Raw genomic sequence first — 16923 nt, forward strand, 5'->3', positions numbered from 1 at the left:
CCACAACTTGGTTAACAACCATCTCTATGTTTGCAAAAGACTTCAAAAAATGGGATACCATCCTTGGATGGATTTCCTTCGCCATAGCATTTATTGTTTACTCCATAACCGTTGAACCCACCGGAAGCTTTTGGGATGCCGGGGAATACATTTCAACCTCTGCAAAACTACAGGTAGGACACCCGCCAGGAGCTCCGCTTTTGCAGATGATCGGTGCCTTTTTTGCCATGTTCGCTTTTGGGGACCCCTCCAAAATTGCACTCATGGTCAATGCCGTATCCATAGTTTCCAGTGCTTTTGCCGTATTGTTTACTTTTTGGACCATAACCAACTTGGTGCAGAAAATGATTGCCAAGGATAAAACCATTACCAACAGTAAGGCCATTGCCATCTTAGGAAGTGGTTTGGTTGGGGCGTTGGCGTTTACCTTTTCAGACAGTTTTTGGTTCAACGCTGTGGAGACTGAAGTGTATGCCATGGCCAGCCTTATCATGGCACTCTTACTTTGGTTGGGCCTAAAATGGACCGACAATCTAGATGACCCGAGGGGACATCGTTGGCTTTTGCTTATATGCTTTTTGGTAGGGCTTACTTTTGGAATCCAATTTATGGGTTTTTTGGCCATTCCATCCATAGGGTTGTTGTACTACTTCAAAAAATATAAGAAGACAACCACCAAGAATTTCCTTTTGGCCAATATCATTGTCATAAGCCTGTTGATATTGGTTTACAAATTCTCATTGACCTATGTTTTGGAACTCTTTGGTTGGAGCGAGGTATTTTTCATCAATGAAATTGGATTGCCCTTCAACTCAGGAACCATTATTATGGGACTCCTGTTTATTGCAGCTTTTTACTTTGGACTGCGATACACCCGAAAACACAATTACTACTCCGGAAATACCATCGTACTCTGTATGATGTTTGTCTTTCTCGGTTTCTCTTCATGGTTGATGTTACCCATCCGTGCCAATGCAAAAACCGTGGTAAATGAAAATAATCCAGCCGATGCCCGTGCACTTTTGGCCTATTACAATCGGGAACAATACCCCGGCGTGGAAAGTCCGGTCTATGGGGCTTATTATTCTGATACGTTCGCTCCCGCAGGAGAAGATAAAGATGACAGTCCCAAATATGAAAAAGACCATAAGCTAGGAAAATACGTTATCGTAAACCACTACGAAAATGCCATTCAAGGTCCTAACAAAAAGCATGTGGGACTATTGCCCAGAATGTGGAGCGATCAGCATGCCGAAAATTACATGCGATATTTTGGCGCTCTGGACTTCCGTATAAAATCCGAATATATCTCCAACAACGAGCTTAGGGAAGCAGTAGGACAGTTCAAGACCGCCTATTCCCAAGGAGAACTGGACAGCGAACAATACATCCGGTTTTTACGTGAATTTGGGGAGTATATTGAAGTGGAGCCGCCCACGGTTTGGCAAAACATAAAATACCTCTTTGAATTTCAATTTGGGTATATGTATATGCGCTATTTTATGTGGAATTTTGTGGGCCGGCAGAACGATGTACAAGGCAGGTATGATGAAAATGGACACTGGCTCAGCGGTATTGGTTTTATGGATAGCCTTCGACTGGGCAGCCAAGAAAACCTCCCAAGTGATTGGAAAAACAACAAAGGAAGGAACACCTATTTCTTTTTGCCATTGCTCTTGGGAATCATTGGAATTGTTTTCCAAATTTCCAAGAACCCGAAACACTTTTGGGTACTACTCGTATTTTTCTTGTTTACCGGTCTCGCCATTCAGTTTTATACGAACCCCTACATCTTTCAACCTAGGGAAAGGGATTATTCACTTGTAGGCTCTTTTTATATTTTCTGTATTTGGATCGGCATTGGTGTCTATGGTCTATTCGATGAATTCCGGAAACTCATCGCACCCAAGATAGCAGCCCCTGTAATTGCCACGATATGCTTGTTGGCCGTCCCTATGTTGATGGGCTTCCAGAATTGGGATGATCATGACCGGTCTAACCGATATACTGCTCCTGCCACCGCAAAAGCTTATCTGGACTCTTGCCAAGAGGATGTTGGCGCCATTTTGTTCACCATTGGGGACAATGACACCTTCCCTTTATGGTATGTTCAGGAAATTGAGCAGTACAGAACCGATGTCCGAATTGTGAATACCAGCCTTTTTGCAACAGATTGGTACATTGACCAGATGAAGCGTAAAGCCTATGAAAGCGACCCCATACCATCTCAACTTACCCATGACAAATATCGCTACGGCACGCGTGATGCCATCTATTATCGAGGAATCACGGACAACCGTTGGAGCATTCAAGACTTCATCAACTGGGTAGGCAGCGATAAACCCCAGACCAAATTTGGACACCTATTGGAAAGCCAAGGAGCCGATATTAGTCAATATCCCCAAAGCACCTTGGATATCATTTATTATCCTACCAACAAAATCCGTATTCCGGTCAATAAGAAGAATGTTTTGGAAAGTGGGTTGGTCAAGGAAAAGGATTCGGCTTTGATCGTGGATTATATCGACATTGACCTTCCGCAGAGCATCTTGCCAAAAAATAGGATTTTAATGTTGGATCTTATTGCCAACAATGACTGGAAGCGTCCCATCTATTTTTCAGGAGGAAGTTTTGACAGTGCTGAATACATTTGGATGAAAGATTACCTCCAATTGGATGGGCTGGCCTATAAATTGGTCCCAATCAAAACCGAGAACCGAAATTCCTTTGAAATGGGCCGAATTGACACAGAGCTTATGTACGATATTGTGACAGATTGGGATTGGGGCAACTCTGGAAGTGAGGACATCTACCACGACCCTCAAACCCGTTCACAAGGGTTGTCGTTCAGGAGTAATATCGCACGCTTAATGGAACAGCTCATCGCCGAAAATAAAATTGATAAGGCCAAGAATGTAATTGACATTGCCATGAACAACATGCCTGTGGACCACTATGGATTCTATGCCTTTGTGGAACCTTTTGTGGATGGTTATTACAAAGTTGGTGAGACGGAAAAGGCTCGTGCACTCTTTGAAAAACTTAAGAAAGTCTACCAAGAGCATTTGGAGTATTATGCCAATGTTCCATTGGATGAACAATACGAAAAGATAGACGATATTTTGGCCGACATGCAAGCCTATCGAAGAAACATTGATATCTTAATTGAAAACCAGGATAGGGATTTGGCAGAATCTGAAACGCTAATCTTCAATGAGTACATCGACAAGTTCTCTCAATTTGTAGGTGAAGAGGAAGATGTATTGGAGGAACCTATTCTAGAGCCCAATCCAGATTTGGAAGATTCCATTCCTTTGGACACTATCGAGGCCGTACAAGACGGTGCCCGGGTAGAACCATAAAAAAAGCGAGGTAAAACCTCGCTTTAAATATATTCGTTTAGAATGCCAATCAGTGTATTGGCATCTTGTTCGCCGCTCTGTCGCCAGACCATTTCTCCTTTTTTATAGATCATTAGCGTGGGCAATCCTTTAATTCGAAGCGCTTGGGAAAGCTCTTTGTTTTTGTCCACATCTATTTTTATCACTTTCCCCTTATCGCCAAGGGCTGCCGCTACATCGCGCAAAACAGGGTGCATGGAGGTGGACTGTTCGTTCCACTCTGCATAAAAGTCCAACAACACAGGGACCTTTAAATCTATGAGTTCACCAAACTTTGACATGTATTCAATGGTTTACAGTCAAAAGTAAGAAAAAATGTCAATGTTTGGCGCCTTGGTAAAACATTACTGTATAGTCCACGGTAAATTCTCTTGAAACCATCCTCCTTTCAATTAGCCGCATTGCCTATTTCAATTTTCATCCGAACCAACATCCTTTTTTATCATCCTTCCTTCAAGAAGTGTATTAAATTAAAGCTTACATTATTTTAAGTCACTGAATTTCAGTATATTTAATAGAGAGCATAAAATATATCGTCATGGCAATTAAGAGTTACACCGGAAAAAGGGTTAAAGAAACTCCAAAGGAAATATCGCTCAAGGTAAGTGATTATATGACCAGAGACTTAATCACCTTTCGTCCAGAGCAATCTATTGAAGAGGTCATCGAAGCATTGATTATACATAGGGTTTCAGGAGGTCCTGTTGTTAACGAAGACAACGAGCTCATTGGGATTATTTCAGAAGGAGACTGTATCAAACATATTAGCGATAGTCGTTACTACAACATGCCCATGGAGCACAGCAAGGTTGAGCTCCGTATGATTAAAAATGTGGAAACCATTGATGGGAACATGAACATTTTTGATGCGGCCAAAAAATTCCTTGAAGTTAAAAGGCGCCGTTTTCCTATTGTAGAAAATGGAAAGCTTGTAGGTCAAATATCCCAAAAAGACATATTAAAAGCTACCATGGGATTGAAATCTGAACATTGGAAATCAATGTAGATCACCCACATCGAGAGCGAAACATTTTAGGATAGTTTTCCCCTTTTCTTTAGCGTAATAACAGAGATTTCGGGCCAAATGCCAAAGCGACCGGGATAACCAATAAAGCCAAACCCACGGTTCACATTAATGAACTGGTCCAACTCTTTGTAGATTCCCGCCCAATATTTATAGCGCCATTTCACAGGGCTCCATTTTATCCATCCCGGAATCTCAACCCCAAACTGCATACCGTGGGTATGTCCGCTCAAAGTTAGGTGAAAGTGATAATCATCGTGCAATACCACATCTTCCCAATGGGAAGGATCGTGGCTCAATAATATTTTAAAGTCGTCTTTATGGATACCTTCCTTGGCTTTTTGAAGGTCGCCGGCCTTTTTAAATCCACCGCGACCCCAATTCTCTACTCCTAGCAGTGCAATTTTCTGCCCATCCTTTTCCAAATAGCGATTGGTGTTCAACATCAAATCAAAGCCCATCTCCTTCTGTATCTTCTTCAACTCTTCAAGATTCTGCGCCTTGGCTTCTTTGGTTTTCCACGAAGTATAATCTCCATAATCATGGTTTCCTAAAATGGAAAATACACCGTCCTTAGCCTCCAAACGGGAAAAGACATTCTTCCAAGGGTACAACTCATCAGACCTGTTGTTGACCAAATCCCCCGTGAAGAAAATCACATCACTTTCCTGTTTGTTGATAAGATCAACGCCATAGGTCACCTTGTCGTAATCGTCAAAACTGCCACTGTGCACATCAGAAATCTGGGTAATCTGATAGTTGTGGAACGCATCGGGCAAATCATCGAACTCCAGCTCATACTTCAACACCTGATAATTGTATTTTCCGCGGTACATTCCATACAACATGGCCCCAAATGGCAAACTGGCCAAACCAAGGGCCAAACCACTGATGAATTTTCTTCGGGAAGGAAAATGGGCAGCTTCAGAGCTGGACCAAGTGGCAATCTTGTTATAACCAAACACAAAAAGTCGAATAACATCCTCCAACAACAAAAAGAAGCCGAGCACCAAGGCCATTAGGAAAAAAGCGGCAAAAATTCCACCAGCAACGGCCACTGTTCCCCTAAAGCCATCATTAGCCTGTAAGGTCATTATTTTAATCACCAAAAACAGCAGCGCACCCAGAAAAAGAAACCCATAGGCCCAATGCATCCATGGACTGCGGAACAAGGTTTTAAAAGCTTGGAATCCATATACAGCCAACACCACATAAAAAATTCCTAGAATGATAAGACGAGACATGCAATTTCTTTGTACAAAACTATTGCTAATCTTCTAAAAAATAGGGATTTTGGATTTATTTAACGGCCTGCACCACACTTTGCACCAACATGGTATTCGTAATTCCTACCTGATTTTCCACCAAATGTTTCGCTGAATTCATACTGATTTTCCCAGAAACATCTACTGAATTGCCAAAGGTAGTTCCAGATAGGTGGATAATCTGGAGCCCTGCTTCCTTAAAACTACGGGCATTAGTGAGATTGATGCCACCACCGGGCATGATTATTACAGAGGTCTGGGACTGCCAAGTTTTTAAATTTTCCAAAGCGCCTGCTGCAGAAGATGTACCACCAGAAGTAAGAACAGTATCAACACCTATTTGCGCAAGTGTTGCCAGTGCACTCTTTGGTTGATCTAACCAATCAAACGCGCGATGAAACGTAAAATGCATGGGCTTTGACAGTTCCACCAACTCTCGGGTTCCCTCAACGTCGATAGAAAAATTATTGTGAAGCATTCCTGATACAATGCCATCTACGCCCAATTCTTTACACGCTTCAATATCAGACTTCATCACCTCGAACTCAGTAATGGAATAATGAAAATGCCCACTACGTGGACGGATAAGCACATGAACCGGAATATCCAAACGCTCCTTCACTAGTTTTATCAACCCTATGGAAGGTGTAATGCCCCCCACCCCAAGTTCGGAACAAAGCTCAATCCGATCGGCACCCGCACTCTGGGCATTTAAAGCTGATTCCAGCGAATTGGCGCAAACTTCTACGAGCATATTGCTATATTTATCACCCTTAAAAATAAACATCCCTTTCCATGAAACGACGCAAATTTCTTAAAAATTCCAGCCTTACCACAGTTGGAATCGTATCAGCCTCTACCCTAACCGCTTGCAACACAGAAAACAAGACTGAAGAAAATGTAGTAGCGCCAAAACAACCCATAAAACCCATTGTAGTCTGTACATGGAATTTTGGCAATGCCACCAGCAAAGCTTGGGAAGTATTGAGCGCAGGAGGAACTGCTTTGGATGCCGTGGAGCAAGGTGTTCGGGTTGAAGAAGCCGATGAAACCAATGAAACTGTTGGCAAAGGGGGACGCCCCGACCGTGATGGCAATGTGACTTTGGATGCCTGCATTATGGATAAAGATGGAAATTGTGGCTCGGTGGTATACCTTCAAAATATTGTACACCCCGTTTCCGTGGCCCGGAAAGTGATGGAAGAAACGCCACACATTTTATTGGCGGGCAAAGGCGCTGAAAAATTTGCATATGAACAGGGGTTTGAAAAAGAAGACCTGTTGACCGAAAGTACACGACAACAATACCAAGAATGGTTAAAAACCTCAAAATACGAGACCACCATTAATATTGAAAACCACGATACCATCGGTATGCTGGCCATTGACGAAAATGGAGATATTTCCGGAGCATGTACCACAAGCGGTATGGCCTATAAAGTCGCTGGACGTGTTGGGGACTCCCCCATTATCGGAGCCGGATTGTTTGTGGATAACGAAGTGGGCGGAGCAACGGCAACCGGGGTAGGCGAGGAAGTAATCCGTACCGTAGGTAGTTTTTTGATCGTGGAATTGATGCGCCAAGGAAAATCCCCTCAAGAAGCCTGTGAAGAAGGAGTAAAACGAATCATGAAGAAAAATGAAGGTCGGGAAGATTTTCAGATTGGCTTTTTGGCCATCAACAAAAATGGGGAAACTGGTGGTTATTGTGTCCACCCAGGGTTTACCTATCGCGAATACAGCGAGAAGGGACACGAGAATCGACAAGTGAGCAGTTTTTACAGTTAGAATCAAGACCGCTACGCCATTAGATGTTAGAATAAAGACCGCTGCGCTGATAGATACAAGAGGCAAGACTGCTACGCTTTTGGAAGCAGGAACAAAGATGAACTTGTCTCTTGAACTTGTTTCTTGAACTTAACTCTTGTACTTGACTCTTGTTTCTTGTTTCTTTTTTCTACTTTTAAAACCTGCCCATTGAAAACTGTTAATTGATAATTGTTAATTGCTAACCGAACACCATGTCCGAACAAAAAAGACTTTTTCTCCTCGACGCTTACGCCTTGATTTTCCGGGGATACTATGCACTCATTAAAAACCCCCGTATCAATTCCAAAGGGATGGATACTTCGGCCATCATGGGATTTGTAAACTCCCTTTTTGATGTCATAAAACGCGAACAGCCCGATCATTTGGCCGTCGCTTTTGACAAAGGCGGTAGTGTAGAACGCACCGAACTGTTTGAAGACTACAAAGCGAATCGGGATGAGACCCCGGATGCCATCAAAATTGCCGTTCCATATATCCAACAAATTTTGAAGGCCATGAAAATTCCTATTGTGGAATTGGAAGGTTACGAGGCCGATGACCTCATTGGAACTATCGCCAAACAAGCCGAAAAAGAAAATTACAAGGTTTTTATGGTGACGCCCGACAAGGATTTTGGTCAGCTCGTCAGTGAAAATATCTTCATGTACCGTCCGGCACGTATGGGCAACGGCATTGAAATCTGGGGTATCCCGGAAGTACAAAAAAGATTTGGTGTCAAACGTCCAGAGCAGGTAATTGACTATTTGGGGATGATGGGCGATGCCAGTGATAATATTCCAGGTCTGCCCGGTGTGGGCGACAAGACCGCTAAAAAATTCCTGGAGCAGTTTGATTCGTTGGAAGGCCTGTTGAGCAACACGGACCAACTTAAAGGCAAGATGAAGGAAAAGGTAGAGGAGAATGCCGAGTTGGGTCGACTTTCACGCCAATTGGCTGAAATCAAAACCGATTGTGATGTAAAATTCCATGCCGAAGACTACGAAATGTGTCCGCCCGATGCCGAAGAAGTACAGAAAATCTTTGAGGAACTGGAGTTTCGAAGATTACGGGAACAATTTGTGAAACTATTTTCTGGTGAGGTGGAACCTTCGACCCAAGTCACCAGCACCGAGACCGCCAAACAAGAAGCCAAAGTGGCTGGAAGCGGGCAGTTTACGCTGTTTGGTGGCGACCCTACCGAAGCAGCTGCCACCATAAAAGACGTGAGCGGCCGCAAAACCATTGCCGATGTGGAGCATTTTTACCAAATGGTTCAATCTGGATTGGCCATGGAATTGTTTTTGAAAAATTTAATGGCCCAGACTTCAGTGTGTTTTGATACGGAGACCACTTCCATCAACCCTCTAGAAGCCGAATTGGTCGGTATCGCCTTCAGTTGGGAAGCTGGTAAAGGTTTCTATGTTCCCTTTCCCGAAACAAAGAACGATGCCATGCCCCTCATCGAAAAATTGCGACCTTTCTTTGAAGCGGAAAACATTGAAAAAATCGGGCAGAACCTCAAATACGACATCAAAGTGATGCTGAACTACGGCGTAGCGGTCAAAGGCAAACTGTTCGATACAATGTTGGCCCATTACCTCATCAACCCCGATATGCGCCACAACATGGATGTGCTTTCAGAAACGTATCTCAATTACACTCCCGTTTCCATTACGGAACTCATCGGGAAAAAAGGAAAGAACCAATTGAACATGCGGCAGGTTCCTCTGGAAAAACAAACCGAATATGCCGTGGAAGATGCTGATATCACCTTTCAATTGGCACAAAAGTTCAGACCGGAGTTGAAGGAAGCCCAGACCGACAAACTTTTTGAGGATATTGAAGTACCCTTGCTTCGTGTACTTGCCGATATGGAGCGAGAGGGCATCAATTTGGATGAGGCCTATTTAAAAGACCTATCGACTGCACTAGAGAAAGACATCGCAGAACTTGAGCAAAAAATTTACAAAGATGCTGGGGAGGAGTTCAATATTGCTTCACCCAAGCAACTCGGTGACATTCTTTTCGGAAAATTGAATCTGGTGGACAAGCCCAAGAAGACCAAAACAGGGCAATACTCTACCTCGGAGGATGTACTTTCCTATTTGGCCAAAGACCATGAGATCATTCAAAACGTGTTGGATTACCGTGGACTTGCCAAACTCAAGAGCACCTATGTGGATGCCCTTCCGAATGAAGTGCAAAAGCACAGTGGTCGGGTACATACCGACTATATGCAAACCGTGGCCGCCACAGGTCGATTGAGCAGCAACAACCCGAACTTGCAGAACATCCCCATCCGGACTGAGCGGGGTCGGCAAGTGCGAAAAGCCTTTATCCCACGGGATGAAAACCATGTTTTGCTCGCTGCGGATTACTCCCAGATAGAATTGCGCATTATTGCGGCTTTGAGTGAAGAGGACACCATGATTTCAGCCTTTAAACACGGGGAAGACATTCACGCTTCCACCGCATCCAAAGTGTTCAATGTACCAATTGAAGAGGTGACCCGCGAACAGCGCAGCAACGCCAAAACGGTGAATTTTGGGATTATTTACGGGGTTTCCGCTTTTGGGTTGAGCAACCAAACCGATTTGAGTCGTACCGAGGCCAAGGAATTGATCGATACCTATTACAAAACCTACCCCAAATTGCGCAATTATATGAGCGAACTGGTAGATTTTGCACGTGATAATGGCTATGTGCAGACCATTTTAGGTAGAAGACGCTATTTAAAGGACATCAACGCGGGAAACCAAGTGGTGCGAGGGGCTGCAGAACGCAACGCCGTGAACGCACCCATCCAAGGAAGCGCTGCGGACATCATTAAAATTGCCATGATCAACATCCATAAAAAACTTTCCGAAGGAAAATACCAAACCAAAATGCTGTTGCAGGTACATGATGAATTGGTGTTCGATTGCTACAAACCTGAGTTGGAGGAAATGAAAGAACTCATCAAATCCGAAATGGAAAATGCCTATAAACTCTCAGTGCCTTTGGACGTGGAAGTGGGTGTAGGGAAGAATTGGCTGGAGGCGCATTAAATTAATAAATAAGCCTAAACGTTAGCTTCATTTCTTTTATTTTATATTTTTTTTTAAAATAAGGATAATAAATTGACCTTATTTTGTATTTTCATCTTAAATAAGAATTAAATTGATTAAAGAAATCTCTAAAAAGCAGGTTTTGGACCGAATCAGGTTCGAAAATCCTTGGTGGGTTGATGGTCATATTGAGGATGATTACAACCAAATGCCCCGGAGACTTTATTTTGAACTGTTCAAGCCGTTGGTCTATGAACGGGATATTCGTAGAGCTGTTGTCCTAATGGGCCCAAGACGTGTGGGCAAGACGGTTATGTTGTTTCACCTTGTTGAGGATTTGATTCAAAACGGCACGGATCCAAAAAAAATCATATTCATAACCATAGAAAACCCCATCTATAATAATATCCCGTTGGAACAGCTTTTCACTTACGCCAAAGAAGCTACAGGCCTAAAGGACAAAGAAGATTGGCACATCATCTATGATGAAATTCAGTATTGCAGGGATTGGGAAGTGCATTTGAAATCTTTAGTGGACAGCTACCGAAAAGATAAGTTCATCGTTTCGGGGTCTGCCGCTGCTGCGTTAAAATTTGCCAGCAATGAAAGTGGCGCTGGAAGATTTACAGATTTTTTGCTGCCTCCTTTGACCTTTAATGAATATATCTCTTTAAAGGGATTAGATAGGATTATCACTACTACTAAGTTGAAATGGAAAGAGCATATCACTGAGTTTTACACTTCTTCGCACCTTGATGAATTGAACAGGCATTTTTTGGATTACATAAACTTTGGCGGATACCCAGAGGTTATTTTTTCAGAAAAAATCCAGGCCAACCCAGGAAGATATATTAGACAGGACATTGTAGACAAGGTTCTTTTGAGGGATTTGCCCAGTCTGTATGGTATAAGCGACACACGGGAACTAAATTCTTTATTCACAACCATTGCTTATAATAGTGGTGGTGAATTCTCCCTTGAAACCCTCAGCAAGCAATCCCAAGTTCCAAAAAATACCTTAAAAAAATACATTGAATATCTAGAAGCTGCTTACTTAATAAAACAGGTAAGGCGGATTGATCAAAGTGGAAAACGTTTTAAAAGGGACAACTTTTTCAAAATCTATTTGACCAATCCATCCTTAAGAAGTGCTTTATTTTCACCCATGTCCGCCACGGATGAAATGATGGGGAATATGGTGGAAACTGCAATTTTTGCCCAATGGATGCACCGAGATTGGTTTACACCTTGGTATGCTAGATGGACTGGTGGCGAAGTTGATATGGTAGGATTAAGCGACTCTACCTTAAAACCGTTATGGGCCCTTGAAATTAAATGGTCCAATAGATATTTTGACAAACCAAATGGATTAAAGAGTTTATATAAGTTTTGTAATGAGACCCATTTGAACAACCCTATTGTTACCACCATAGATAAAGAGGGTGAAAAAGAATTTAAAGGAACAAATATTCAGTTTCTTCCTTCTTCTTCATATGCCTACACCGTTGGCAAAAACACCTTGGAAAAAAAGAAGAATATGTAAACTTATAATTGCACAAAGCCGCTTTAATTTTTAAAAAATATCTATCCCTGAAATTACTCAATGAAACCCTCCAAAATCATACTCCCCATCATTGTAGTGTCCCAGTTTTGCTGTACATGCTATGGTTTGCGAGCAATGGAATTATGCCCAACTTGGTGTCCGCTTTTGGCTTAACTGAAAGTGCGGTGGGACATTTAACCTCGGCAGTACAATTTGGTTTTATTATGGGGACCTTGGTCTTTGCCATTTTGTCCATTGCAGACCGGTTTTCACCTTCTAAAGTATTCTTATCCTGTGCACTGTTGGGTGCTTTGTTCAATTTAGGGGTGATTTGGGAAGGAAATTCGCTGGTGACCCTGCTTGCTTTTCGATTTTGCACCGGTTTTTTTCTGGCCGGAATCTATCCCGTAGGGATGAAAATCGCCGCAGACTATTTTGAAAAAGGCCTTGGTAAATCCCTTGGCTTTTTGGTCGGCGCATTGGTTGTCGGAACCGCATTTCCTCATTTGTTAAATGAGATGACCCATACCCTCTCATGGGTATCAGTTTTGGTGGGCACCTCATCATTGGCGGTGCTAGGTGGAGTGTTGATGGTAAGCTTGGTCCCAGATGGCCCCTTCCGCAAACCAAGTCAAAAACTCCACTTGTCCGCTTTTTTAAAAGTGTTCCAAAATGGTAAATTTCGTTCGGCAGCCTTTGGTTATTTTGGACACATGTGGGAATTGTATGCCTTTTGGGCGTTTGTACCCCTAATGCTGAAAACGTATAACATGACACATCCCACTACAACCTTCAATATTCCACTGCTAGCATTTTTCATCATTGCCATCGGGGGATTGGACTGCGTATTGGGCGGCTATTTGGCAGAGGCTCTAGGCACAAAACGAGTGGCTTTTGTGGCGCTCCTTCTTTCTGGAATATGCTGTTTGGTTTCGCCATTACTATTTGCCCAAACCTCAGAAGTGGTATTCGTAGCCTTTCTACTTTTCTGGGGGATGGTGGTGATTGCAGACTCGCCCTTGTTTTCCACTTTGGTGGCCCAAAATGCCTTGCCAGAACTCAAAGGCACCGCACTTACCATCGTAAATTGTGTAGGTTTTGCCATTACTATTGTTAGCATTCAATTGCTCAATGGACTAAACACCTTTACCATCTCAAATAAGATGTACATGGTATTGGCCCTAGGCCCCTTTTTGGGTTTGCTGGCACTTGTTCGTAAAAGGTAAAACCTGATTTCCCGCTTGAATGATTCAGGTGAATTAGAAATCCTACAAAACACTATCTTTAATCAAAGCCAAGAAAACTAGAAGGCTAAATACTCAATTTTAGTAAAACATGAATTGGATTATACTCATAGTTGCTGGTTTATTTGAAGTTGCCTTCGCCTTTTGTTTGGGAAAAGCAAAAGAGTCCACGGGAGCTGATATGTACTTTTGGTATGCGGGATTTTTAGTGACCCTTATCATAAGCATGGGACTTTTAATAAAAGCTACCCAAACCCTGCCGATTGGAACTGCATACGCCGTTTGGACCGGAATTGGGGCAGTGGGAACGGTTCTTGTCGGAATTTTTGTGTTTAAGGAGCCAACCACCTTTTTGCGATTGCTTTTCCTAACCACTTTGGTAATATCGCTAGTTGGACTTAAAATCGTTTCGCATTAAAAAGTTACTTGTCTGTTTTAAAGACATTTTCTCCCAAAAAAATACTTCAAAACCAATCCAACTATTTTATACCTTCAATTAAAAATTCAACAGGTATAGAATGATTCATCCCGATACAGAATTACGTTTTATCAGCAGTGAAATTGGCTACGGCGTGGTGGCCACCAAGTTCATTCCCGCAGGAACCATTACTTGGGTGTTGGACCGTTTGGACCGCGAGTTCACTCCCTTGGAACTCCAACAAATGGACCCCACCTACCAAAACATACTTGATACGTACACCTTTCGCAACAACAAGGGCAATTACATCCTTTGTTGGGACAACGGCCGGTATGTGAACCATAGTTTCAACTCAAACTGCCTTACCACTGCCTACGATTTTGAGATTGCCATCCGCGATATCCATGCGGGGGAACAACTCACGGACGATTATGGCTACCTCAACATCCCCCTTCCCTTTCGGGCCGCCGATGAGGGCACCCGCCGAAAAATTGTCTACCCAGATGACTTGTTGAAATACTATAAGGTCTGGGACAAAAAAATTGAGAAGGTCTTTGGCAACATTACCCAATTGCAACAACCGCTTCGCACCTTACTCCCAGAAGGACTGTGGGACCAAGTGGAGCGAATTGTATCAGGAAAAGAGGAACTGGAATCCATCCTTACCAATTTTTATGATGACCGCAGCACGGACAGCAATGCTTAGTGGACAATAGCATTTCGAGCCACTGAAAATGATTGTATATTAGTGTCCTAACCGCCAACCTTTAACCCATGAAAAAAACAACGCTCTTTTTGGCCATTGTGCTAAGTGCATCAACAATCGCTCTTGCCCAAAACGCAAAAACCAAGCAACTTGATGCCATGATTCAAAAAGGTATGGCCGATTGGGAAATCCCAGGATTGGTCACCGTAGTGGTAAAGGATGGTGAAACCGTGTTCCAAAAAGCCTACGGGGTCAAAAATTTGGAAAGTAAATCCCCTGTGGATGAACACACGCTCTTTACCATGGCCAGCACCACCAAAGCCATTGTTTGCCAAGCACTGGGTATTCTGGTTGACCAAGGTAAATTAAACTGGACGGACAAAGTCCGTGAACACCTGCCGTATTTTAACCTTTCAGATGCCTATCTGACCGAAGAAGCTCGTGTACAGGATTTGCTCACGCACAATCTAGGAATCCAACAAGCCGATTTGCTCTGGGCCATGGACAGTGTTTCCACCAAAGAAACACTTCAGCGATTTGCGCTTTCGGAAAAGAACTATCCGGTTAGGGGAGGGTTTGACTACAATAATATCATGTACGCTGCCGCCGGTGAGGTGATTCAAGCGGTAAGCGGCCAACATTGGACAGCATTTGTCACTGAAAATATTTTTAAGCCCGTTGGTATGAACGATGCCGTGGCAAAATCCGTCGACATTTTTAAGAAAGGAAACTATACAACGCCATATCTCAACGATTTGGATGATGGAATCGTCCAAGTGGATTACAATCTTGCTGACCAAATCGGTGCCGCTGGAATGATTTGGTCCAGTATGTCGGATGTTACCAATTACCTAAAGTATTTGGTGAATGACGGTGTGGTCAAAAATGATACTATTTTATCCAAAAACACCTTCGATTATCTCTTCAAACCTCACGCCTTTGTTACCGATGCTAGCTTCTACCCCACGCAACAGTTGACCAAGCCCCACTGGAAAACCTATGGTTTGGGATGGTTTCAACATGATTATCGCGGTAAAAAACTTGACTTTCATACCGGTAGCATCGGTGGTTTAATTGCCATCTGCGGGATTATTAGGGATAAAGATGTCGCCGTTTATGTGTTTGCCAATATGGACCATGCAGAATTACGGCATGCCATACTTTATAAATCCATGGATTTGTTTGCTTTTGATGACAATAGCAGGAATTGGCACGAAGAAGTCTTTCAACTTTATTCCAAATTAAAGGAACAGGAAAAAGAATATCATCAAAAACTGCGTGATGAAAAGGTAGCGGATACCAAAACAACTTTGCCTTTGGAGCATTACGAAGGTGAGTATGCCCACCCAATGTTAGGCAAGGCGACGGTAAAAAACACCGACGCTGGATTGACCATAAATTTCAATGATTTTTTGATGTTGCCCACCCAACATTGGCATTATGACACTTTTATGTCCACCAAAGAAAATCCATATCGGGCAGCGATAGATTTTAATTTCAATATTGGGGCGGACGCCATCGTAAAATCATTTGAGGCTTTCGGAGAAACCTTTGAAAGACAAAATTAAAAAAGGCACCCAACTTTGGGTGCCTTTTCTTCCATTTCATAGCTACTATTAATTCCCGAAACTGTTCGCCAAACGGGGCCTTGGGTTTTTGTTTCCTTTAAATAAATCCAAGAAAGTCTTAAAATGACTGCTCCACAGGAAAGGAGCAAAGTCAAACCACAACTTTACCTCAGTGACTTCATTTCCTATAATCTGAAGCCCATTTTCAATGGTAAAATCCAGACTCCCAAAATGGTCAACTGACTCTAGCACACCATCCCGGTATCTAAACTCGTTGCCCTCCTTCGCTAAGTAAAAGCGCAGTGTTCTATATGTCCCTTCAGGAAGAGCAACTACATTTTTGGAGCGTAAAAACTCTCCAGATGAAATTCCTTTCAGCGTCACTGCACTTTGACCCATAAAATCTGAAACAATATGCTCATTGCCTTCCATATCAAAGGCGGAAAACTTGGTGATGTTCAATTTCATTTCAGATACATGGAGTTCTGTCGCGGCTTCATTTTTCAAAATCAATTCTTGGACAGCCCTTCCCCTATTCTCCATCTGATTCAATAGATCAAATGAGAAAGGCACGGTCTGCCATTTATTCGGATAAATTCTATTTTTTTCCATAACACTGTATATTTAATTATACACTGCAAAATTGGGGCTGATTTCGCACCTGTGCGTCTATAAAATTCACCAGTTTCTATGCTAAATTATCTTCAGTAAGCATTCAAATGTTTATTTAATGTTAAAATGGCACAAACAAGACGGTGGTATTGTAAAATACTTGGAGTTATGAACCAGCCTATTTTTTTGATGCTGCTCGTCGGATTATCAATATTATTGAAGATCTGTGACCCTTTCTTTATACCACTCTCCCAATTATCAAATGTTCTTGAAGGAGTATACTATT

Annotated in this window: 13 protein-coding genes; 9 read left to right on the forward strand and 4 right to left on the reverse strand. The window is 42.6% G+C overall.

Annotated elements, in window-relative coordinates:
* Positions 1-26: 26 nt before the first annotated feature.
* A complete protein-coding gene (locus AB1A65_RS01935; protein WP_366585071.1) occupies positions 27-3362 on the forward strand; it encodes a DUF2723 domain-containing protein in 3336 nt (1111 codons plus the stop codon).
* Positions 3363-3385: 23 nt separating this feature from the next.
* Here the strand turns inward: AB1A65_RS01935 and AB1A65_RS01940 are convergent, their stop codons facing one another.
* Positions 3386-3682, reverse strand: coding sequence for a thioredoxin family protein (locus AB1A65_RS01940; protein ID WP_036382448.1), 297 nt, complete (start codon positions 3680-3682; stop codon positions 3386-3388).
* Between the two features lie 257 nt (positions 3683-3939).
* Between AB1A65_RS01940 and AB1A65_RS01945 the strand changes: the two genes are divergently transcribed.
* Complete coding sequence (locus tag AB1A65_RS01945) at positions 3940-4407, forward strand: CBS domain-containing protein (RefSeq protein ID WP_366585073.1); 468 nt, start codon at positions 3940-3942, stop codon at positions 4405-4407.
* Between the two features lie 26 nt (positions 4408-4433).
* Here AB1A65_RS01945 and AB1A65_RS01950 read toward each other — a convergent pair whose 3' ends face one another.
* Both AB1A65_RS01950 and AB1A65_RS01955 read right to left on the reverse strand, forming a co-directional pair.
* The gene (locus AB1A65_RS01950) at positions 4434-5669 is read right to left on the reverse strand and encodes a metallophosphoesterase (protein WP_366585075.1); all 1236 of its coding nucleotides are present in this window, start codon (positions 5667-5669) and stop codon (positions 4434-4436) included.
* A 55-nt stretch (positions 5670-5724) separates the two neighbouring features.
* Complete coding sequence (locus AB1A65_RS01955) at positions 5725-6444, reverse strand: copper homeostasis protein CutC (protein WP_366585077.1); 720 nt, start codon at positions 6442-6444, stop codon at positions 5725-5727.
* Positions 6445-6485: 41 nt separating this feature from the next.
* On the opposite strand from AB1A65_RS01955, the gene AB1A65_RS01960 reads away from it, so the two are divergent.
* The 7 genes from AB1A65_RS01960 to AB1A65_RS01990 all read left to right on the forward strand — a co-directional run bounded on the left by AB1A65_RS01960 (position 6486) and on the right by AB1A65_RS01990 (position 16025).
* Positions 6486-7478, forward strand: a complete 993-nt coding sequence (locus tag AB1A65_RS01960) for a N(4)-(beta-N-acetylglucosaminyl)-L-asparaginase (protein ID WP_366585079.1) — start codon at positions 6486-6488, stop codon at positions 7476-7478.
* A 233-nt stretch (positions 7479-7711) separates the two neighbouring features.
* A complete protein-coding gene (gene polA / locus AB1A65_RS01965) occupies positions 7712-10546 on the forward strand; it encodes a DNA polymerase I (protein WP_366585081.1) in 2835 nt (944 codons plus the stop codon).
* Between the two features lie 112 nt (positions 10547-10658).
* Positions 10659-12089, forward strand: coding sequence for an ATP-binding protein (locus tag AB1A65_RS01970; protein ID WP_366585083.1), 1431 nt, complete (start codon positions 10659-10661; stop codon positions 12087-12089).
* A 116-nt stretch (positions 12090-12205) separates the two neighbouring features.
* A complete protein-coding gene (locus tag AB1A65_RS01975) occupies positions 12206-13315 on the forward strand; it encodes an MFS transporter (protein WP_366585085.1) in 1110 nt (369 codons plus the stop codon).
* 109 nt (positions 13316-13424) lie between these two features.
* The gene (locus tag AB1A65_RS01980; protein WP_366585087.1) at positions 13425-13751 is read left to right on the forward strand and encodes a multidrug efflux SMR transporter; all 327 of its coding nucleotides are present in this window, start codon (positions 13425-13427) and stop codon (positions 13749-13751) included.
* Between the two features lie 100 nt (positions 13752-13851).
* On the forward strand, positions 13852-14457 hold the full coding sequence (locus AB1A65_RS01985) for an SET domain-containing protein (RefSeq protein ID WP_366585089.1): 606 nt from the start codon (positions 13852-13854) through the stop codon (positions 14455-14457).
* Between the two features lie 68 nt (positions 14458-14525).
* A complete protein-coding gene (locus tag AB1A65_RS01990; RefSeq protein ID WP_366585091.1) occupies positions 14526-16025 on the forward strand; it encodes a serine hydrolase in 1500 nt (499 codons plus the stop codon).
* A gap of 48 nt (positions 16026-16073) precedes the next feature.
* Here AB1A65_RS01990 and AB1A65_RS01995 read toward each other — a convergent pair whose 3' ends face one another.
* Entirely contained in the window at positions 16074-16637 is a 564-nt protein-coding gene (locus AB1A65_RS01995) for a hypothetical protein (protein WP_366585093.1), read from the reverse strand.
* Between the last annotated feature and the right edge of the window lie 286 nt (positions 16638-16923).

Origin of the sequence: Allomuricauda sp. ANG21 (assembly GCF_040705235.1) — a bacterium.
Taxonomy (GTDB): Bacteria; Bacteroidota; Bacteroidia; order Flavobacteriales; family Flavobacteriaceae; genus Flagellimonas; species Flagellimonas marina.